The sequence below is a fragment of the Blautia sp. HA8986 genome, assembly GCF_056504635.1.
The window spans coordinates 173,572-193,554 of the sequence record NZ_JBWLUQ010000003.1; the positions used below are offsets into that span (position 1 = coordinate 173,572).

General features: G+C 46.7%; 18 protein-coding genes. All 18 read left to right on the plus strand.

The window, feature by feature from the left end; translation table 11 throughout:
* Positions 1 to 12: 12 nt before the first annotated feature.
* On the plus strand, positions 13 to 864 hold the full coding sequence (locus tag AC04Q4_RS15550) for an energy-coupling factor transporter ATPase (RefSeq protein WP_173738309.1): 852 nt from the start codon (positions 13 to 15) through the stop codon (positions 862 to 864).
* Positions 849 to 1,736, plus strand: coding sequence for an energy-coupling factor transporter ATPase (locus AC04Q4_RS15555; RefSeq protein ID WP_476389268.1), 888 nt, complete (start codon positions 849 to 851; stop codon positions 1,734 to 1,736). Before AC04Q4_RS15550 ends, AC04Q4_RS15555 begins: the two co-directional genes overlap by 16 nt.
* On the plus strand, positions 1,733 to 2,536 hold the full coding sequence (locus AC04Q4_RS15560; RefSeq protein WP_195456266.1) for an energy-coupling factor transporter transmembrane component T family protein: 804 nt from the start codon (positions 1,733 to 1,735) through the stop codon (positions 2,534 to 2,536). The genes AC04Q4_RS15555 and AC04Q4_RS15560 overlap by 4 nt, the downstream gene beginning before the upstream one ends.
* Before the next feature lie 90 nt (positions 2,537 to 2,626).
* On the plus strand, positions 2,627 to 3,364 hold the full coding sequence (gene truA / locus AC04Q4_RS15565; protein ID WP_173738306.1) for a tRNA pseudouridine(38-40) synthase TruA: 738 nt from the start codon (positions 2,627 to 2,629) through the stop codon (positions 3,362 to 3,364).
* A 24-nt stretch (positions 3,365 to 3,388) separates the two neighbouring features.
* Entirely contained in the window at positions 3,389 to 4,723 is a 1,335-nt protein-coding gene (locus AC04Q4_RS15570) for an MATE family efflux transporter (RefSeq protein WP_195456268.1), read from the plus strand.
* Positions 4,724 to 4,949: 226 nt separating this feature from the next.
* On the plus strand, positions 4,950 to 7,367 hold the full coding sequence (locus AC04Q4_RS15575) for a glycoside hydrolase family 2 TIM barrel-domain containing protein (protein ID WP_476389269.1): 2,418 nt from the start codon (positions 4,950 to 4,952) through the stop codon (positions 7,365 to 7,367).
* A 170-nt stretch (positions 7,368 to 7,537) separates the two neighbouring features.
* A complete protein-coding gene (locus AC04Q4_RS15580; protein ID WP_178775615.1) occupies positions 7,538 to 10,567 on the plus strand; it encodes a glycoside hydrolase family 3 C-terminal domain-containing protein in 3,030 nt (1,009 codons plus the stop codon).
* A gap of 12 nt (positions 10,568 to 10,579) precedes the next feature.
* Positions 10,580 to 10,999, plus strand: a complete 420-nt coding sequence (locus AC04Q4_RS15585; RefSeq protein ID WP_178775613.1) for a hypothetical protein — start codon at positions 10,580 to 10,582, stop codon at positions 10,997 to 10,999.
* A gap of 29 nt (positions 11,000 to 11,028) precedes the next feature.
* Complete coding sequence (locus tag AC04Q4_RS15590) at positions 11,029 to 12,480, plus strand: family 43 glycosylhydrolase (protein ID WP_178775611.1); 1,452 nt, start codon at positions 11,029 to 11,031, stop codon at positions 12,478 to 12,480.
* 13 nt (positions 12,481 to 12,493) lie between these two features.
* Positions 12,494 to 14,077, plus strand: a complete 1,584-nt coding sequence (locus AC04Q4_RS15595) for an MFS transporter (protein ID WP_476389270.1) — start codon at positions 12,494 to 12,496, stop codon at positions 14,075 to 14,077.
* A gap of 79 nt (positions 14,078 to 14,156) precedes the next feature.
* A complete protein-coding gene (locus AC04Q4_RS15600) occupies positions 14,157 to 14,867 on the plus strand; it encodes a LytTR family transcriptional regulator DNA-binding domain-containing protein (protein ID WP_476389271.1) in 711 nt (236 codons plus the stop codon).
* Complete coding sequence (locus AC04Q4_RS15605) at positions 14,864 to 16,204, plus strand: GHKL domain-containing protein (protein WP_476389272.1); 1,341 nt, start codon at positions 14,864 to 14,866, stop codon at positions 16,202 to 16,204. The genes AC04Q4_RS15600 and AC04Q4_RS15605 overlap by 4 nt, the downstream gene beginning before the upstream one ends.
* A 249-nt stretch (positions 16,205 to 16,453) precedes the next feature.
* Positions 16,454 to 16,882: a 50S ribosomal protein L13 gene (rplM, locus tag AC04Q4_RS15610; RefSeq protein ID WP_021650595.1), complete on the plus strand. Its 429-nt coding sequence runs from the start codon at positions 16,454 to 16,456 to the stop codon at positions 16,880 to 16,882.
* Between the two features lie 16 nt (positions 16,883 to 16,898).
* Positions 16,899 to 17,291: a 30S ribosomal protein S9 gene (gene rpsI / locus AC04Q4_RS15615; protein ID WP_173738305.1), complete on the plus strand. Its 393-nt coding sequence runs from the start codon at positions 16,899 to 16,901 to the stop codon at positions 17,289 to 17,291.
* Between the two features lie 465 nt (positions 17,292 to 17,756).
* A complete protein-coding gene (locus AC04Q4_RS15620; protein ID WP_002592136.1) occupies positions 17,757 to 18,578 on the plus strand; it encodes a ParA family protein in 822 nt (273 codons plus the stop codon).
* Entirely contained in the window at positions 18,535 to 19,461 is a 927-nt protein-coding gene (locus AC04Q4_RS15625; RefSeq protein ID WP_002592135.1) for a ParB/RepB/Spo0J family partition protein, read from the plus strand. The genes AC04Q4_RS15620 and AC04Q4_RS15625 overlap by 44 nt, the downstream gene beginning before the upstream one ends.
* A 12-nt stretch (positions 19,462 to 19,473) precedes the next feature.
* On the plus strand, positions 19,474 to 19,749 hold the full coding sequence (locus AC04Q4_RS15630; protein WP_188886763.1) for a DUF5720 family protein: 276 nt from the start codon (positions 19,474 to 19,476) through the stop codon (positions 19,747 to 19,749).
* A gap of 23 nt (positions 19,750 to 19,772) precedes the next feature.
* The gene (locus AC04Q4_RS15635) at positions 19,773 to 19,964 is read left to right on the plus strand and encodes a hypothetical protein (RefSeq protein WP_431835234.1); all 192 of its coding nucleotides are present in this window, start codon (positions 19,773 to 19,775) and stop codon (positions 19,962 to 19,964) included.
* Positions 19,965 to 19,983 lie beyond the last annotated feature (19 nt).

Genomic DNA, 19,983 nt, shown 5'->3' on the forward strand with positions numbered 1-19,983 from the left:
GAGAACAAAAAGATGGGAATTATCAAGGCGCTCAAGCTGGGATTTGACTATCAGAGATATGACGATGACGGCAATGTGGTAGACATGCAGCGTGCAGTCAATGATGTAAACCTGGACATTGAAGCAGGGGAATTTGTGGCAGTACTGGGACATAACGGCTCCGGAAAATCTACACTGGCGAAACATATGAATGCACTTTTGATTCCGACAGAAGGAACCATGCTGGTAGACGGTATTGACACAGCCAGGGAAACAAAACTCTGGAAAGTGCGCCAGAAAGCAGGAATGGTGTTTCAGAACCCGGATAATCAGATCATAGGAACTGTAGTAGAAGAGGATGTAGGATTCGGTCCTGAGAACATGGGCATTCCCACAGACGATATCTGGAAACGTGTAGATGACAGCCTGGAAAAAGTTGGCATGACAGCTTATCGTTATCAGTCCCCAAACAAGCTTTCCGGAGGCCAGAAGCAGAGAGTGGCTATTGCAGGCGTGATGGCCATGCGTCCCAGATGCATCATTCTGGATGAGCCTACAGCCATGCTGGACCCCAACGGGCGAAAAGAAGTTCTGGAGGCAGTGCGGGAATTGAACCGCAAGGAAAAAGTTACAGTCATTCTGATCACGCATTACATGGAGGAAGTGATCCATGCTGACCGTGTTTATGTCATGGACAGCGGAAATGTTGTGATGCAGGGAAATCCTAAAGAGATTTTTTCCCAGGTGGATACCCTCAAAGCGTATGGACTGGATGTACCACAGGTAACACTTCTTGCATATGAACTGAAGAAATCCGGCGTGGATGTTCCGGATGGAATACTGACTACAGAGGAGCTGGTGAGCGCATTATGTCAATCGAATTAAAAAATGTAACCTATACCTACAGCCCAGGGACAGCCTATGAGAGCCATGCGCTGCAGGATGTCAGCCTTGTGATCCCGGACGGTCAGTTTATCGGGATCATCGGACACACTGGGAGCGGAAAATCCACGCTGATTCAGCATCTGAATGCGCTGGTACAGCCAACATCCGGACAGGTTCTCTACAACGGGGAAGATGTGTGGGCAGAAAAATACGACCGGAAACAGCTTCGGAGCGAAGTTGGACTGGTGTTCCAGTATCCGGAACATCAGCTTTTTGAGAATGATGTGATTTCCGATGTGTGCTTTGGACCTATGAATCAGGGACTTTCCAGAGAAGAGGCGGAGAAAGAAGCGAAGCAGGCACTGACACAGGTTGGAGTAAAAGAATCCAATTTCAAAAAATCACCCTTTGAGCTTTCCGGAGGCCAGAAGAAACGAGTTGCCATTGCAGGTGTACTTGCCATGAACCCGAAGATCCTGATCCTGGACGAACCTACAGCAGGGCTTGATCCGAAGGGCCGTGATGATATTCTGGATCAGATCGCAGAGCTTCATAAAGTAAGGGGAATCACTATTGTCCTGGTGTCCCACAGCATGGAGGACATTGCCAAATATGTGGAGCGTCTCATTGTTATGAATCATGGAGAAGCGGTATTTGACGATGAGCCGAAGAAAGTTTTTTCCCATTATAAAGAACTGGAAACCATGGGACTTGCCGCACCGCAGATTACTTATATTATGCATGCACTGAAGGCACATGGTCTTTCCGTGGATGCAGATGCCACAACAGTGGAAGAAGCCAGAGACAGTATCCTCGTTGCACTCAGGCAGGTGAATTCGCCATTACTGAACAAAGGAGGAGCGGAAAAATGATCAGAGACATTACCATTGGCCAGTATTATCCGGCCAAATCCGTTCTTCACAGACTGGATCCCCGGACGAAATTTCTGGGAACTCTGGGATTTCTGATTTCTGTGTTCCTGTTCCATACTTTTCTGGGATATGCGGTGGCAACAGTATTTCTGGCAGTCATGATCGCAATATCCAAGGTTCCGGTGAAATTCATGTTCAAGGGTCTGAAAGCTATTGTCATGATCCTTCTGATCACGGTTGTGTTTAATATCATCCTGACACCAGGAGAAGTATTGTGGCGTTTCGGAATTATCAAGGTCACAAGGGAGGGGCTTGTTCTTGCAGGAAGAATGGCGATCCGTCTTGTATATCTTGTGATAGGATCATCCATCATGACATTGACTACCACGCCGAATCAGTTGACAGACGGACTGGAGAGACTGCTCCGTCCGTTGAATAGGATCCGCGTGCCGGTTCATGAGATCGCCATGATGATGTCCATTGCTCTTCGGTTTATCCCGATTCTTCTTGAGGAGACTGATAAGATCATGAAAGCACAGATCGCCAGAGGCGCGGATTTTGAAAACGGAAATTTGATCCAGAAGGCGAAAAATATGGTTCCGCTTCTTGTACCACTGTTTATTTCTGCTTTCCGCCGTGCCAATGATCTGGCTATGGCAATGGAAGCGAGATGTTATCACGGCGGAGATCACAGGACCCAGATGAAACCGCTGCATTATGAGAAAAGGGATTACATTGCGTATGTGATCCTTGCGGCATATCTTGCAGTTGGCGTTGTGTTCCGTGTAGTGGGACTGTAACCGAGCCAGGCAGATTCCTGTGAGACTGCGAGTATTCTGTTATGGATAAGCAGTGTCAGGAGCTGCCTGTATCAGGAGGTATATTATTTTATGAAACGAGTAGGACTTGTAGTAGCTTACGATGGAACCAATTATTCCGGCTGGCAGACACAACCCAACGGAACAACCATCCAGGGTGTCTTAAATGATACCTTAAGTGAGCTGCTTGGAGAAAAGATAGAGACCATCGGTGCCAGCCGTACAGATGCAGGGGTTCACGCTCTTGGAAATGTGGCGGTTTTTGACACGGAATCCAGGATCCCCGGGGAAAAATTTTCCTACGCACTGAACCAGAGACTTCCGGAAGATATCCGCATCCAGCTCTCTGAGGAGGTGGAGCCGGATTTCCATCCACGCTACTGTGACAGCGAAAAAACATATGAATACCGTATCCTGAACCGGAAATTTCCGGTTCCAACAGAACGGCTGTATTCCTATTTTTATCATTACAAGCTAGATGTGGATAAGATGAAGGAGGCAACTTCCTATCTGATCGGACGACATGATTTCGCAAGCTTCTGCGGTTCCGGTGCACAGGTGAAGACGACCATCCGTACAGTAACTTCCATGGATGTATGGAGGGACGGAGATATGGTGACGATCCGCATTTCAGGAACTGGATTTCTTTACAATATGGTGCGTATCATTTCTGGTACTCTGATCGAGATCGGGAACGGACAGTACCCGCCGGAACGTATGGATAAGATCTTGAAAGCCTGCGACCGTGGGGCGGCAGGCCCCACAGCACCGGCTCAGGGGCTGACATTGATGGGAATTGAATTTTTCTGATCAGAAGGCCAAAGAGACATTGAAATGAAAAATACGCAGGATCTGCTGCATGGGAACATCAGAAGGGAACTGATAGCACTGACTATCCCTCTGGTTATTGGAAATATTTTGCAGCAGTTTTATAACACTATAGATTCTTTTATTGTGGGAAGATATGTAGGAACAGAAGCATTTGCGGGTATTGGTGTTGCGGGGAGTATTATGAACCTGTTTATCTTTATCCTCAATGGAGGCTGTAATGGAATGTCCATTATTTTTGCAGAACTCTACGGGCAGAAAAATTACGAAAAACTTCGAAAAGAAAGCTTCCTTTCGCTGAGTGCGGGAGGAGGCTTTACCATTGTTTTAAGTATTATAAGCCTGCTGGTTCTGTACCCGGTGCTTGGACTGATCCGGACACCGTTGGATGTGGAGCCGTATGTTGTGGTATATCTTCGGATCATATTTATCGGCCTTCCAGCTACGTTTCTTTATAACTGGTGTTCTGCAGTTCTGCGGGCTGCCGGGGATACGGAAACGCCGCTGTGGACGCTTTTTATCGCCATGTGTATGAATCTGGCACTGGATGTGGCGTTTGTGCTGGGACTCCATATGGGAACTGCCGGCACAGCACTGGCTACAGTGATTGCCCAGCTGTTTTCAGCAGGAGTGTGTTTGTGGAGCATGAGGAAAAAACATCCGATTTTCTTTTTCAGCCGGAAAGATATGGGGATGGATCTGCCGCTTCTGAAGAGGACTGCCAATTTTGGGGCGGTATCGGCTCTTCATCAATCCAGTATCTACATTGGAAAGATGCTGGTTCAGGGAGCGGTAAACTCCGGTGGAACAGAGATTATTTCCGCATATACGGTGACCACCAGAATTGAGGGATTTTCCAATTCTTTCGGAGACAGCGGTTCCACAGCCATCTCTGTATTCGTAGCCCAGAACCGTGGCGCAGGAGATAAAAAGAGAGCACTGAAAGGATTTCATCAGGGACTAGGACTGATGATTGTATTTGTCATCATTCTGTCTGTTCTGCAGGCTGCCCTGACAAGAGGCGCAGTACAGCTTCTCATGGGGAATCCCTCAGAAACCGTAATAAAAAATGCCGTATTATATATGAATGTGGTATCTGTCTTTTACATTCTGAATTTCATCGGAAACGCAGGGGTGGGATTCTTCCGTGGAATCGGAAAAATTTCCGTTCCGGTGATCGGAAGCACACTGCATATTTCTATTCGTGTGGTTCTGTCTTATCTGCTCATTGGCAGGATGGGACTTGAGGCGGTTGCTGTTGCTACGGGAATTGGATGGATCAGTGTTGTGATCTATCAGATCGTAGTTTACAGGAATGTGCGGAAAAAAGGATTTGTCTGACAAATAAAAGAAAAGGGCTGCTGCTTTGCGTAAACGGTCAGGTTTTGACCGCCAACTGTGTTTGCATTTTGGGTATGCAGAAGGTATAGTGGAAAGCAGAGAAAAGCAGCCGGGTTCTGGATATGAGAGGAACGGAGCCGGACAACACTGAAACATGTGCTGCCTGGCTTTTTTTGTGTCACAGAAAAGTATGCCACACAGAAAAGAAAAGGAAGAAACGAGAAGGATGAAAAAAATAGATTTTAATAAAAACTGGACCTGCAGATGTATCACAAGGGAAGAACCGGAGAAAAAAGTCACGCTTCCCCATGATGCTATGCGAAGTGAGCCACGTACAGAGGAAAGCCGGGGAGAGGGAAATATCGGCTGGTACATCGGTGGAGATTATGAATACATAAAGAGCTTTTTTGTCCCGGAAGAGGATGCGGACAAGAAGGCTGTTCTGGAATTTGAAGGGGTATATCACAATGCAGAGGTCTATATCAATGGGAAAAAAGCAGCGTTCCGTCCTTACGGATATATAAATGTTTATGTGGAACTGAATGATTTTCTGCGTTACGGCGCGGAAAATACCATTCGTGTGATCGCAAGAAATGCCGACCAGCCAAACAGCCGGTGGTATTCCGGAACCGGGATCTACCGTCCGGTAAATCTGTATCTTGGAGAAAAAGAGCATATTCCGGTGAACGGCATCCGAATCCGAACCATCAGTCTAAAGCCTGCACAGATCCAGGTGGAGGTGAAGACATCGATTCCGGGAAAAGTAGAAGTGCAGGTGTTAGACGGAGAACAGATAGTACTTACTGCAAAAAAGAGTTCCGAAAAGAGAGAAACAGGAAGAACGGGTACGAAGGATCCGAAAGCCGTGTTTCTTCTTGAAATTCCGGATGCGGAACTGTGGAGCCCGGAGAATCCTCATCTCTACCGGTTAAAAGTAGACTTCGGAAAAGATCAGACAGAAGAAGTTTTCGGCATCCGTACCCTGCATTGGAATGAAAGAGATGGAATGACCATAAACGGAGAAAGAGTGATTCTCCGCGGTGCCTGTGTCCATCATGATAACGGTCTTCTGGGAGCCTGCACGTTTCCGGAAGCAGAGGAGCGAAAGGTCCGTATCCTGAAGGAAAACGGCTACAATGCGATCCGGTCCTCTCATTATCCCTGTTCCAAATATCTTCTGGATGCCTGTGACCGACAGGGCATGCTGGTGATGGATGAGTACGTGGATGTCTGGTATATCCATAAGACAAAATATGATTATGCCACAGACTTAAAAGACTGGTGGAAACAGGACCTGAAAGATATGGTGGAAAAGGATTTCAATCATCCTTCGGTGATCCTGTATTCCACAGGAAACGAGGTGGCGGAAACTGCCCAGAAAAAAGGCATCGCTTTTACAAAATGTATGACAGAATACCTTCACAGCCTGGATGATACCAGGCCGGTGACCTGCGGCATCAATATTTTCTTTAATTTTTTAAGCTCCATCGGGCTGGGGGTATACAGTGATGAAAAGGCAGAAAAAACAGCTGGGAATACGGCGAAGGATGCTGATAAAAAGAAAAAGCCGGTAGGTAGCGAGTTTTATAATACTCTTGCGTGCCTGGCGGGAGATACCTTTATGAAAATGGGAGCAACCCTTCCACCCTGTGACTGGAAAACAAAGGATGCCTATGCAGCCATGGACATTGCAGGATATAATTACGGGATTTTCCGCTACAAACATGATCTTCGGAAATATCCGAAACGTCTGATCCTGGGAAGCGAGACTTTTTGCAAGGATGCCTATGATTTCTGGGAACTGGCCAAAAAGAACAAAAGGATCATCGGAGATTTTGTGTGGGCAGGCTGGGATTATATGGGAGAAACCGGAGACGGTGCCGCAGAGTACAGGGATTACAAGGGTAAAGAGCCGCATACCAGAATGACAGGAAACAACGGCCGTATCGACCTTCTGGGCAAACCCAGAGCAGAGGCCGCCTATACAAAAACAGCTTTTGAACAGGCAAAAGGGCCTTTTATGGCAGTAAAGCCTGTCTATCAGAAGGAAAAACTGCAGCTTACCGGATGGGCTCTTACAAAAGCACTGGAAAGCTGGTCCTGGAGAGGATGTGACGGAGAAAAAACAGAGGTGGAGGTTTTTGCCAGAGCAGCAGAGGTGGAACTTCGGATCAACGGAGAAAGCGCAGGCCGGAAAAAGGTGAAAAAATGCAGAGCGAAATTCCAGGTCACCTATCATGACGGAGAGATCACAGCAGTTTCTTATGATAAAAAAGGCAGAGAGATGGGCCGCCAGACTATGAAAACAGCAGGAGCGGACACCACCTTATCCATTCGCCCGGAGAAGACCTGCGCAAAGCCGGGAGAGCTTCTTTTTGTGCCACTGCAATATACAGACAAAGAAGGAAACTGGAAGCCCATGGAGAAACATACGCTGAAAGTTTCCGTGGAAAACGGAACGCTGGAAGGTCTTGGCAGCGCCTGTGCTTACGTAGAGGGCAATTATGCGCAGGATACCACAAAGACCTATTACGGGGAAGCTATGGCAGTGGTCCGTGCAGCGGGAACCGGAATGGTGAAGCTGACTGCAGAGGATGAAAAGGAACGGTATTGCTGTGAAATTTCGATTGTGAAAAGTGCATAAAAACTACACAAAAAATATGTGCAATATCAATAAAACATGTAAAAACTACACAAAAATCACGTTCCGATTACGTTAAAAAAATTACCGTTGGCGGTCAGAATGAAAAAAAACAAAAATCGATGCTATACTCAGGACAACTGATAAACAGAACTTCGGGAGGAATAGAGAAGATGAAGAACAAACGATCCACAAAGGCTCTGCGTGGTCTTACGGGCCTTACATCCTCGCTTCTGGTCGTGGCGCTTGGAACAACGACCATCGCCAATGCCTGGGCATCAAAAATCAACGAGTATCTGGGAACCACAAACATTTCCGTTACCGGTGAGACCAGTGACAGTGATGATGCCTATTACTACAAATCAGATTATGACAACACCACAGATCTGATCAATGCCAGAAACGATGTGATGACAAAGATCCAGGAAGAGGGAACGGTGCTTATGAAAAATGACGATCAAGCACTTCCGCTTAAGAAATCTTCAAAGGTCACACTTTTCGGAATGACAAGTTACGCTCCGGTTTACGGCGGAACCGTAGGAAGCAGTTCTCCTGCAAAACAGGATTTAAGTTTTAAGGAATGTTTTGAGGATGCGGGAATGGAAGTCAATCCTACCATGTGGAGCTTTTATGAGAGCATGAGCAAGGATTATAAACGGATGTCACTGGCACCGACCTGGTTTGGATTTACAGGTGCGGAGATGGAAGCACAGACGATCCGTACCGGTGAGGTTCCGGTTGATAAATATACAGATACCGAGCGTGCAAGCTACAGTGATTACAATGATGCGGCGATTGTTGTGATCGGACGTCAGGGCAGTGAGGCAGATGATTTCGGAACCAGTACAGACAATGTAAAGGATGGCGACGGAACACATCTGGCACTGGGACTGCAGGATGTAGAGCGTGACATGATCAACGAAGCAAAGAAGAACTTCGACAAAGTTATCGTTCTGATCAACTCTGATAACCCGATGGAGATCGAGGAACTGAAAGAGGATAAAGACATCGACAGTATTCTCTGGATCGGTGAGCCGGGAACGGTAGGACTTAAGGGTGTTGCCTCTGTTCTTACCGGTGAAGTAAGTCCTTCCGGACATCTGCCGGATACTTATGCAGTAAGCTCCGTATCTTCCCCGGCTATGGCCAATTTCGGAAGCTATACTTTCACAAACGCAACAGAGAAAAATTTCGGTGCTTCTAACTACAGTGGTTCCAACTATGTGGTAGAGAGCGAAGGCATTTACACAGGATATAAATATTATGAGACAAGATATGAGGATACCGTACTGAAACAGGGCAATGCGGATTCCGAAGCAGGCGCATCCGGTGATAACGGTTCCTGGAATTATGACCAGGAGGTTTCCTACGGATTTGGTTATGGTCTTTCCTATACAAGTTTTGAGCAGAATATCAAAAACTTTGATTATTCCGGAGATTCCGTGACACTTTCTGTTGAAGTCACCAACACAGGCGATGTGGCAGGAAAAGATGTGGTACAGCTTTATGCACAGACTCCGTACACGGATTATGATAAAGAAAACAATGTGGAAAAAGCTTCTGTCCAGCTGATCGGTTTTGAGAAAACAAAAGAGCTGAAACCGGGAGAATCCGAAACAGTAGAAGTCAGCGCACCGAAAGAATATTTCGCAAGCTATGACTACAAAACAGCAAAGACCTATATTATGGACGCCGGCGATTACTATTTTGCAGTTGGAAACGGCGCACATGAGGCACTGAACAATATCCTTGCAGCAAAAGGTTATACAACGGCAGACGGCATGGACGCAGACGGAAATAAAGATCTGGCAGTGTCCTATAAAGAGGACAGTCTTGATACCACAACTTACGCAATGTCTTCTGTAACAGGAAATGCGATCACAAACCAGTTTGAGGACGCAGATCTCAATAATTATCAGGAAGGCACCGTTACCTATCTTTCCAGAAACGACTGGGAGGGAACCTGGCCGCAGACTTATGACAGCATTGAGGCAACGGAGGAAATGCAGAAACTGATCAAAGGTAATTCCTACACCATTTCCAAAGATGATGATACATCTGAGGTGAAATGGGGACAGGATGGAGATCTTCATATCATTGACCTGAAAGGCCTTGATTATGATGATGAAAAATGGGATCAGCTGCTGAGCCAGATCACACTGGATGAGGCAACAAACTTTATTCAGCTTGGCGGATCTGGTATTGAGCCGATCGCCTCCATTGACCTGATCGGAGGACTGGACGCAGACGGACCAAACGGAATTATTGATGCCTTTGGCGGAAAAGTACTTTCTACATATTGGAAGAGCAGTGAGTCTGATGACCCTACTTATGTTTCTTCCAAGGATGAGAATGCTTCCTATGAGTGTGGAACATTCCCGACAGAGCCGACACTGGCAGCTACTTTTAACAAAGAGCTGGCAGCAGACCAGGGAGATATTTTTGCAGAGGATTCTCTGTGGACCAACATTACAACCATATATGCACCTGGCCTGAACCTTCACCGCACACCATACTGCGGAAGAAATCAGGAATACTTCTCTGAGGACAGTGTCCTTACCGGAGAGCTGGGAGCGGCAGAGATCCTCAAAGCACAGGACAAAGGCTGTATCCTCGCTCCAAAACACTTTGCATTTAACAATCAGGAAGTAAACAGAAGCGGCCTTGCTACATTCGGAAATGAGCAGACACTTCGTGAAAATGAGCTCCGTGGATTCCAGATCAGCTTTGTAAAAGGCCAGGCGAAAGGTCTTATGAATGCCTATAACCGCATTGGCTGCACATGGGTCGGAATGAGCGAAGGCTTAAGCACAGAAGTCGTAAGAAATGAGTGGGGCTTCAAAGGCTGGGAAAACACAGATATGCTTTCCTCTGAGGATTATCAGAGATGGGAAGAAGGACTTCTTGCAGGAACAGACCTTCTTCTGAATACAAGCCTTGATTCCTACAGTGATCTGAATGCAAAAACAGTAAAGAATGATCTGGCACTTCAGAAGCGTATCAAAGAATCTCTTCACTATACATTATACGCTTATGTAAACAGCAACCTTATGAATGGTGTGACAGACAGCACAAATGTAGATTATGTACTTACCGTATGGCAGAAAGGCCTGATCGGTGTGGATGTACTCTTCGGTGCACTGACACTTCTGTGTCTGGTACTTTACATCCGCAAGGCGCGTAAGATCAAGAAAGAGCAGTAGGAGGAAGAACTGATGAATATCAAGGAATTTTTTGGAAAAGCAGCAGCCGGGATCTATGTATCAGGACTTTCTGTGATCGTCCTTGTGGTTGCGCTGATCGGATACATCATGTATGGACTGGAAAAAAATAATCTGGAAGCTTTGATCGTGGTATTTACCCTGATCGCCATCGTGGCAGGACTCATGGAAATGATCCTGACACTGGCGAAAGGCTATCGTCCGATGTGGGATAACATGACGATCGTGTATTCCATTCTGGAAGCTGTTGCAACTGCCGTTTTTGCAAAAAACGCAGCAGCTTATATCCAGAGTGTCAGTGTCGGACTTGCAAAACTGACAATTACTTTTGAGGTAGCCGTAGTAGCCTATGTGCTGGCGCTTGTGATCGCCATAATCTCCGGTTTCCTTAACAGAAGAAAGATCGAAGCATAAAGAAACATCACTTAAATGGAGGAATTTAGATGAAAACAAAACAGGCATTCAACCCGTATCTGCCAAGCTACGAATATGTACCGGATGCGGAACCGCATGTCGTAGATGGAAGAGTTTATATTTACGGTTCCCATGACCTGTTTAACGGACTGAACTTCTGCCTAGGAGATTACGTCTGCTGGTCAGCACCGGTAGACGACCTGGGCAACTGGAGATACGAAGGATGTATCTACAAGAGAGAACAGGATCCTGCGGCACCGCGGATCCGACTGACTAACGGCCTCGCTGCACCGGATATGGTGCAGGGGCCTGATGGTCGTTTTTACCTTTATTATTTTATGGGCGGTACGAAGATGATCTCTGTTGCTGTCTGCGACAAGCCTGCAGGCAAGTATGAGTTCTACGGATATGTCCACTATGAGGACAATACCCCGATCGGAAAAAAAGGAGAGCCGTTCCAGTTTGATCCGGCGATCTTTATGGATGATGGCGGAAAACTTTATCTGTATACCGGTTTTGCGCTTCAGGGAAATCCGATCCTTCTCGATGGCTCCAAGCCTACCGAGCATGGTCCTATGTGCTTTGAACTGGATCCGTCAGACATGCTCACGGTAAAAAAAGGCCCGGGTTATATCGGCGTTGCCGGGGAAAAAGAATCCAAAGGAACTGCTTATGAGGGGCATGCCTTCCTGGAAGCAAGTTCCATGCGAAAATTTAACGGCACCTATTATTTTATCTACAGTTCCCTGAACAGCCATGAACTGTGCTATGCGTTCAGTGACCATCCTACCGGCGGTTTTCAGTACGGCGGGATCCTGGTCAGCAACGGCGATATCGGTCTTCCGGGAGTCGATGATGTGAAGCATGCGAAAAATTCCACAGGTAACACACATGGAAGCCTGATCGAGATCAATGGGAAATATTATATTTTCTATCACAGACACAGCAATCGTAAGCAGTCATCCAGGCAGGCCTGCGCAGAAGAAATCCGTTTTGAGAACGGAAAATTCTTCCAGGCGGAGATGACTTCCTGTGGATTGAATAACAGTCCGCTAAATGGGACTGGGCATTATCCTTCCTATATTGCCTGCAATGTTTACGGAAAGAAAGGCACGCGTTTTTTAAGCATGCTGAAGCATCCGAAAATGGGCCATCCTTATCTTACCCAGAAGGGCGGAGACAGGGAATCCGGCGAGGACCAGTATGTAGCGCATATGTGCGATGGGGCTGTGGCAGGGTACAAATATTTTGACCTGTCAGAGACGAAAGAGATTCGTATCAATATCTGCGGAAATGCCAGAGGAACCGTTTATATAAGAACCGAAGAGAACGGAAAACCGGTAGCTTCCATTCAGGTAAAGGCAGGGAGAGAACGGAAAAACTTTTCCGCAAAGCTTGCGGGCCTCGGAAAAAAAGAAGCACTGTTTTTCTGCTATGAGGGAAAAGGCTCCTTTGATTTCCACGCATTTGATCTGAAGTAGGAGGAAAATATCTGTGAAAATCACTAAAATTGTGGAAAATCCAATTTTTCACACGAAAATAAAATCAGAGAATGTAAAGATTCCGGAGATGATCATCGGATATTTTCTGGCACCTTTTTGCGCCATGCTTGCAAACTCTATTTTTGGTGCTTATTTGAACCGTTACTATGTGGATGTTCTCGGCTGGACGAAGTTTGGCGTGTTTGCGACCATGCTTCCGGTGGTATCCGTAATCTTTGTCGTACTGGGAAATCTTCTGATCGGAAGATGGATCGACAATACCAGGACTTCCCAGGGAAAAGCAAGACCGTATATGCTGCTTTCCGCACCAATGATCGTAGTTGCAGTGATCCTTCTGTTCATGACTCCGACAGATCAGAGCGGAGCTGTACAGATGATCTGGATCGCAGTGTCCTACAACCTGTACTATGCGCTTGCATATCCATGCTTTTATACGGCACACAGCTCCATGGTAGCGCTTTCTACGAGAGATTCCTCCCAGAGAGGTATGCTTGCCACATTTTCCAATGCGGCTATGGTTGCTTCTGCGGGAATCGGTGCCAGCATTATCGTTCCGATTCTTCTTCAGAGTTATCTTTTTGTGTCGGATAACGGTGAAATCGATGTTGCGGCAAGCTATTCACACTGGAGGATCATTTCCATCGTTTTGTGTCTCTTCTGTTTCTTGGGTATCCTTCTGGAATATTATTTTACAAGAGAACGTATTACGGAAGAGAACATCAATCTGAACATAAAGGAAGAAAAGATCCCGCTGAAAAAACAGGTGCAGGGATGTATCTGCAACAAATACTGGTGGATCATCATTCTCTATTTTCTTCTGTTCCAGATGGGACAGCTAGTCAAAAACAGTTCCATGAGCTTTTATGCCAGATGGATGTTTGACAGCGTGATCAATTCCGCAAATCCGGAGCAGACATCAGGAACCTTGATGTCAACTCTGGGATTGATCGGCGGACTTCCCACAGCGGTAGGTATGTTCGTGGCATGGCCGATCGCAAACAAGCTTGGAAAGAAGCGGGCCGTTGTCCTTGGCTTATGTTTCTCGGTTATCGGCGGTCTGGTATGCTTTATCAATGTACACAGCTTTGTGCTGGTCTGTGTGGGAATGATTCTGAAGGGAATCGGAAGCATTCCGGCTATGTATGTGACAATGGCACTGCTGTCCGATGTTCTTGATCATCTGGAAGCGAAAAACGGTTTCCGGAGCGATGGATTTACCATGTCTGTATATGGCTCCATCATGGTAGGCCTCACCGGAATCTGTACCGGTATCATTAACGGCCTGCTTACTTTTGCAGGCTATACCAACACAGGAGTTGCCTGTGATCCGTCAACACTTACGGTTATCAGTAATGTGGCTGATCATACAGGAAATATCGTATACCGTCAGATGGGCGGTGTGGAAAACGTCCTTGCTTTTGCGTTCCTTGGAATGGAAGTGATCACTTTTGCCATCATTGTATTTATGATGAGCAGACTGGATGTGGAAAAACACATCGAGGAAGATCACAGGATCATTAAGGAAAATCAGAAAAAAGCAGTGCTGGCAGCAGGCGGAACCTGGGAAGAAGACTGATTTTACTGTTGTTTCAAAGCTGCTTTCTTGGTATACTGAACTCATGTGAAATGTAGTTTTCATGGGGGTGAAGGCAGCTATGGTCCGTATTGCGGTAGTAGAAGACAGTGGGCAGGACAGAAGGGCGCTTCTGGACTGTCTCCACAGATACGAAAAAGAACAGAATCTGAAATTTTTTATTGAGGAATTTCAGGATGGCGAGGATATCGTTACAGGATATTCTGCTGACTATGATCTTCTCCTTATGGATATTGAGATGGCTTTTATGAATGGGATGAAGGCGGCGGAGAAGATCCGGGAGCTGGATAAGGATGTGGAGATCATTTTTATCACCAATGCCCCACAGTATGCCATACAGGGATATAAGGTCAATGCGTTGGATTACATGCTGAAGCCGATCTCCTGGTTTTCTTTTTCGGAAAGTATGGGAAGGGCGCTTTCCAGGCTGAAGACTTCGGCCAGAGAGTATATCACCATTTCCCTGAAGGGTGGAAAACAGAAGCTGGATGTATCGAAGATCTGTTATGTGGAGGTGCAGGATCATCTTCTGATCTATCATACAACGGAAGGGGAATACAGTACCAAGGGAAGCATGAAGGATGCGGACAGCCAGTTTGATCCGGCGAAATTTTCCCGGTGCAACCGGTGCTATCTTGTAAATCTGGAATATGTGGAGAATTATGTGGGAAGTGACGTATGCGTGAACGGCGACGTGATTCAGGTCAGCCGCAGCAGACGGAAGCCTTTCCTTGACGCGTTAAATGAATATTTGAATGAGGTGGGCAAATGAATGCAGGAGAGGTGTTGAACACACCCGGTTATTACTATGCCATAGCTTATGCCATGTCCGAGTTTGTGATCGCAGGCTCCAATGAGAAAAAATTAAAGGGATGGAAGCTGGGTGCGGTAAGCTGTGTTCAGTTTGTCCTCCTTTTATTATTTATGACATGGACACATGGGGTGGGAAACGCGCTGTTTATTCCGGCGATGGTAGTGATCATCGCTCTGATCTATTTTTATATTTATATATGTAATCGGTTCACGGCACGGGAGGCAGGCTTTTTCTGTGTGAAGGCTTTTATCAACGGAGAGTTTGCGGCTTCGCTGTGCTGGCAGATCTTTTATTATATCCATGATCTTACCGGATGTGGATTCTGGTGGGAATGGGTGATCATGGGGGCTGTCTACGGGGCGCTTTTCGGAATCCTGTTTCTGATGGAGCGCTATCTGAAGAAGGATATCGAGGAGCTGAATGTAACAAGACGGGAGTTTTTGGTTGTTGTCATTGTAGCGGCTTCGGTTTTCGGAATGAGTAATTTGAGTTATCTGGATCAGAACGGACTGTTCAGCGGACGTTTTGTCATGGATATCTTTATTATCCGTACTTTGGTGGACCTAAGCGGTATGGCTGTGCTGTATGCCTATCATATCCAGGTAAAAGAGATGCAGATGCGCCTGGAAAAAGATGCTCTTCGGAATATTATGGAGATGCAGTACAAAAATTATCAGCTGTCCAGAGAGAGCATTGATGTGGTTAACCAGAAATATCATGATCTGAAGCACCAGATCAATCTTCTGAGAAGCCAGGAAGATACCGGAAAGTCCAGAGAATATCTGGATCAGATGGAACACGAGATCAAGGTCTATGAGACACAGAACAAAACCGGAAATCAGATCCTGGATGCGGTTCTCACAAATAAATCCATGGTATGCCAGAAAAGAGAGATCGAGCTGAAGGTGATCATGGAAGGACAGAGCCTGTCTTTTATGGAGGATATGGATATCAGTGCCCTGTTCGGAAATATGCTGGACAATGCCATTGAAAGCGTCAGTAGGCAGAAGGAGAAGGAAAAACGTCTGATCTGGCTGTATGTTTCCAGGGAAAAGCAGTTTGTGCGGATTCGCACGGAGAATTACTGTGACGAGAAGATCCAGTTTCGAAATGGAATGCCTGTGACTACAAAGAAGGATAAAAGGCTTCACGGTTACGGGATGAAGAGTATTTGTGCAACGGTGGAGAAGTATGGCGGTTCCACAGTAGCCTGCCAGAAGGATAACTGGTTTGAGCTGAAAATCCTGATCCCGGTCAGTGGAAAGCAGATGATCAATAAGGCACAACAGGGATGAAGGAAATACGGTGAATTTTGTTGAAAATTAAAGCAAAAAACAGTTGACAGGCAAGGTGCCTTATAATATAATAACTCAATGTGACGTAGTGCGAAGATGCTTGAGCCAATAGCCCCGGCGATGGCATTTTATCAGCGGTTTCGGACATTTCCGCGATTTATTTTGCACCCGCGTTTCCATTTACTTTTTTTCGCGGAAGTACCGCGGTTTGAGAAACATTATCGTTGATAAATAACAGGAGGTAGGACCATGCAGACTTATATGGCTAATCCGGATAAAATCGAAAGAAAATGGTATGTAGTTGACGCAGAGGGTTGCACTCTGGGACGTCTGGCTTCCGGTGTTGCAAGTGTTTTAAGAGGAAAGAACAAACCTCAGTTTACACCGCACGTTGACACAGGAGATTATGTAATCGTTGTAAACGCTGATAAGATCAAAGTTACAGGCAAGAAGCTTGAGCAGAAGATTTATTATAACCACTCCGACTATGTTGGTGGAATGAAAGAAACCACATTAAAAGAAATGTTAGCAAAGAAACCTGAGAAGGTTATCGAGCTCGCAGTTAAGGGAATGCTTCCGAAAGGACCTCTTGGAAGAGCTATGAACAAGAAACTTTTCGTATACGCAGGACCAGAGCACAAACATGAGGCTCAGAAGCCTGAAGTTTTAACATTTTAATAGGAGGTAGAAAACATTGGCTAGCGCAAAATTCTACGGAACAGGAAGAAGAAAGAAATCAATCGCGAGAGTTTACCTGGTACCTGGAACAGGTAAAATCACTATTAATAAAAGAGACATCGATGAGTACTTCGGTCTTGAGACTCTGAAAGTTATCGTTCGTCAGCCACTCACTTTAACAGAGACAGAGGGTAAATTCGATGTGATCGTTAACGTTCACGGCGGTGGATACACAGGACAGGCTGGAGCAATCCGTCATGGTCTTTCCAGAGCACTCCTCGAGGCAGATAAAGACTACAGACCAGCTCTTAAAGCAGCAGGATTCCTTACACGTGATCCACGTATGAAAGAGCGTAAGAAATACGGTCTCAAAGCAGCTCGTCGCGCTCCGCAGTTCAGCAAGCGATAATCGACTGCTCAGACTATATCAAAATGGTTCAAAAAGCCCGGAAAATCAAGGTTTTCCGGGCTTTTGCTATATCTAAACGGGCTGATATGGTTTGACCAAATTTGGCAAAACGAGAGCCGATTTCATCCAATTTTTAGTGGTCCGCAAGTGGTTAACTGGCCAAAAAGAGGGCGAAAAGAGGGGGAAGTGGTTCCCAAAGTGGTTAACCGAGAGCCGATTTTTGGGGTGCTTTTCAGCCCTCCTTTCCCTCGTTTTTTGGCTGTGGCAGTTTGGCATAGTTTGAGCTAATTTGAATAATTGAATATGAATTTGATGTAGCACACAGTATAAATGCTGGGTGCTTTTTTCATTTCAGGAACTCGTATTCCGGCGATAGAAAGAGCCGTCACTTCACTGTTAATTTTGAAGTGGCGGCTTTTTCTATTTCCAGAAGCAACAGCAATAATTAGAAATGAGGTGAAGTCAATGAACACGCAAATCATCGCCATTGCTAACCAGAAAGGCGGCGTTGGCAAGACAACGACCTGTGCCAACTTGGGAATCGGGCTGGCGCAGGCCGGAAAGAAAGTCCTTCTGATCGACGGGGACCCACAAGGGAGCCTGACAATCAGCCTGGGAAATCCGCAACCGGACAAGTTGCCATTTACATTGTCCGATGCAATGGGCAAAATTCTGATGGATCAGCCTATACGCACTGGAGAAGGTATTCTGCATCATGCGGAAGGCGTTGACCTGATGCCTGCGGACATCCAGTTATCCGGTATGGAGGTATCCCTGGTAAATGCCATGAGCCGTGAGACTATCTTGCGGCAATATCTGGACACGCTGAAGGGGCAATACTCCCATATTCTCATCGACTGTCAGCCCTCCCTGGGGATGCTCACGGTCAATGCGCTGGCCGCTGCGAACAGGATCATCATTCCCGTTCAGGCGGAGTATCTGCCCGCCAAAGGGCTGGAACAGCTGCTCTCCACGGTAAACAAGGTAAAGCGGCAGATCAACCCCAAGCTCCAGATAGACGGTATCCTGCTGACGATGGTGGACAGCCGAACCAACTTTGCCAAAGAGATCTCCGCGCTCCTGCGTGAGACCTATGGCAGCAAGATCAAAGTATTCGGCACAGAGATCCCCCACTCTGTCCGGGCAAAGGAAATTAGCGCAGAGGGAAAAAGTATTTTCGCCCATGACCCTGGCGGCAAAGTGGCAGAGGGGTATCGAAATCTGACGAAGGAGGTGTTGAAACTTGAAAAGCAGCGCGAAAAAAATAGAGCTGGCCTCGGTAGATGATCTGTTCTCCACCGAAGAAGGCCGTCAAGATGCAAAGCTGGAAAAGATTCAGGAGATTCCGCTGTCTGAATTGCATCCCTTTAAGAACCACCCATTCAAAGTCAAGGATGACGAAGCCATGATGGAGACCGCTGACAGTATCAAGCAGTATGGCGTTCTGGTTCCGGCGATTGCTCGACCGGACCCGGAGGGTGGTTATGAGCTGGTAGCCGGACACAGGCGGCACAGAGCCAGTGAACTGGCAGACAAGGAGACCATGCCAGTCATTGTTCGGGATTTGGATGATGATGCCGCCACGATCATTATGGTTGACAGCAATTTGCAACGAGAAAGCTTGCTCCCAAGTGAAAGAGCCTTTGCCTACAAGATGAAGCTGGACGCCATGAAACATCAGGGAGAGCGAGTTGATTTAACTTCGTCCCAAGTTGGGACGAAGTTGAGAGCCGATGAAATATTGGCTCAGCAGGCTGGTTCAAGCAGAAATCAAATTCAGCGCTATATCCGTCTGACAGAGTTGATTCCCGAACTGCTGGACATGGTGGATGAAAAGAAGATTGCCCTGAACCCTGCCTATGAGCTGTCCTTTCTCAAAAAGGAGGAACAGGTAGACCTGTTGGACGCAATGGACAGCGAACAGGCTACCCCTTCTCTTTCTCAAGCCCAGCGGCTCAAGAAATACAGTCAGGAGGGGCATCTGACCCTCGATATGATGCGTGTCATCATGGGTGAGGAAAAGAAAAGCGATCTGGACCGAGTGACATTTACCTCTGATACCTTGCGGAAGTATTTCCCTAAAAGCTATACGCCCCAGCGGATGCAGGAAACCATCATCAAGCTGCTGGAGGCATGGCAGAAAAAGCGTCAGAGAGACCAGGAACGATGAAAGGAGCCGCCTATGAGGGATATTTCAGCCCGTGAGCTGAAAGGACACAACATTCTCGCCGTAGAGAGGTTTTGGGATGACACACGCTGGATGATTGAGTTTTCCGTCCTGCGTCCCAGCGCAGCTTACGGCAGTCCCGGAGAGGAAATGCGGCTGTTTTTGACCGAGGACGGGTATCAGGCCGCTCTGCAAAGCCAGCAGCGCCGGGAGATCAAGATCAAGCGTTACGCTCGTGTGATTGAGGGACATATCCTCGATTTCAAACCAAGAAAACGCCGCCGCTCATAAACCTATACAACGAAAGGAAAGGAATGACTATGTGTACGGTAAAGGAAATTCAAGAAGCAATCCGGGAAGATTGCAAATCTCAGCATGACATGGATACAACGGATATTGACCGCGTGATGCAAACACTTCCTTTCACCCAGGAGGAGCCATTTACAGAGGCGCGTCCTCAAAAGCCGCTGTTTTGGCTCTATGCAAGAAAATTTGAAAAGTGTTGAACACCGCAATTCTTTGGAA

Excerpts from the sequence above, each read along its gene's own strand:
- AC04Q4_RS15585 (WP_178775613.1), top strand. The coding sequence starts at position 10,580 with ATGAATATCAAGGAATTTTTTGGAAAAGCAGCAGCCGGGATCTATGTA.
- AC04Q4_RS15560 (WP_195456266.1), top strand. The coding sequence starts at position 1,733 with ATGATCAGAGACATTACCATTGGCCAGTATTATCCGGCCAAATCCGTT.
- AC04Q4_RS15575 (WP_476389269.1), top strand. The coding sequence starts at position 4,950 with ATGAAAAAAATAGATTTTAATAAAAACTGGACCTGCAGATGTATCACA.
- AC04Q4_RS15555 (WP_476389268.1), top strand. The coding sequence starts at position 849 with ATGTCAATCGAATTAAAAAATGTAACCTATACCTACAGCCCAGGGACA.
- AC04Q4_RS15580 (WP_178775615.1), top strand. The coding sequence starts at position 7,538 with ATGAAGAACAAACGATCCACAAAGGCTCTGCGTGGTCTTACGGGCCTT.
- AC04Q4_RS15550 (WP_173738309.1), top strand. The coding sequence starts at position 13 with ATGGGAATTATCAAGGCGCTCAAGCTGGGATTTGACTATCAGAGATAT.
- AC04Q4_RS15600 (WP_476389271.1), top strand. The coding sequence starts at position 14,157 with ATGGTCCGTATTGCGGTAGTAGAAGACAGTGGGCAGGACAGAAGGGCG.
- AC04Q4_RS15570 (WP_195456268.1), top strand. The coding sequence starts at position 3,389 with ATGAAAAATACGCAGGATCTGCTGCATGGGAACATCAGAAGGGAACTG.
- AC04Q4_RS15605 (WP_476389272.1), top strand. The coding sequence starts at position 14,864 with ATGAATGCAGGAGAGGTGTTGAACACACCCGGTTATTACTATGCCATA.
- AC04Q4_RS15620 (WP_002592136.1), top strand. The coding sequence starts at position 17,757 with ATGAACACGCAAATCATCGCCATTGCTAACCAGAAAGGCGGCGTTGGC.
- rplM (WP_021650595.1), top strand. The coding sequence starts at position 16,454 with ATGCAGACTTATATGGCTAATCCGGATAAAATCGAAAGAAAATGGTAT.
- AC04Q4_RS15635 (WP_431835234.1), top strand. The coding sequence starts at position 19,773 with ATGACTATGTGTACGGTAAAGGAAATTCAAGAAGCAATCCGGGAAGAT.
- AC04Q4_RS15590 (WP_178775611.1), top strand. The coding sequence starts at position 11,029 with ATGAAAACAAAACAGGCATTCAACCCGTATCTGCCAAGCTACGAATAT.
- AC04Q4_RS15630 (WP_188886763.1), top strand. The coding sequence starts at position 19,474 with ATGAGGGATATTTCAGCCCGTGAGCTGAAAGGACACAACATTCTCGCC.
- truA (WP_173738306.1), top strand. The coding sequence starts at position 2,627 with ATGAAACGAGTAGGACTTGTAGTAGCTTACGATGGAACCAATTATTCC.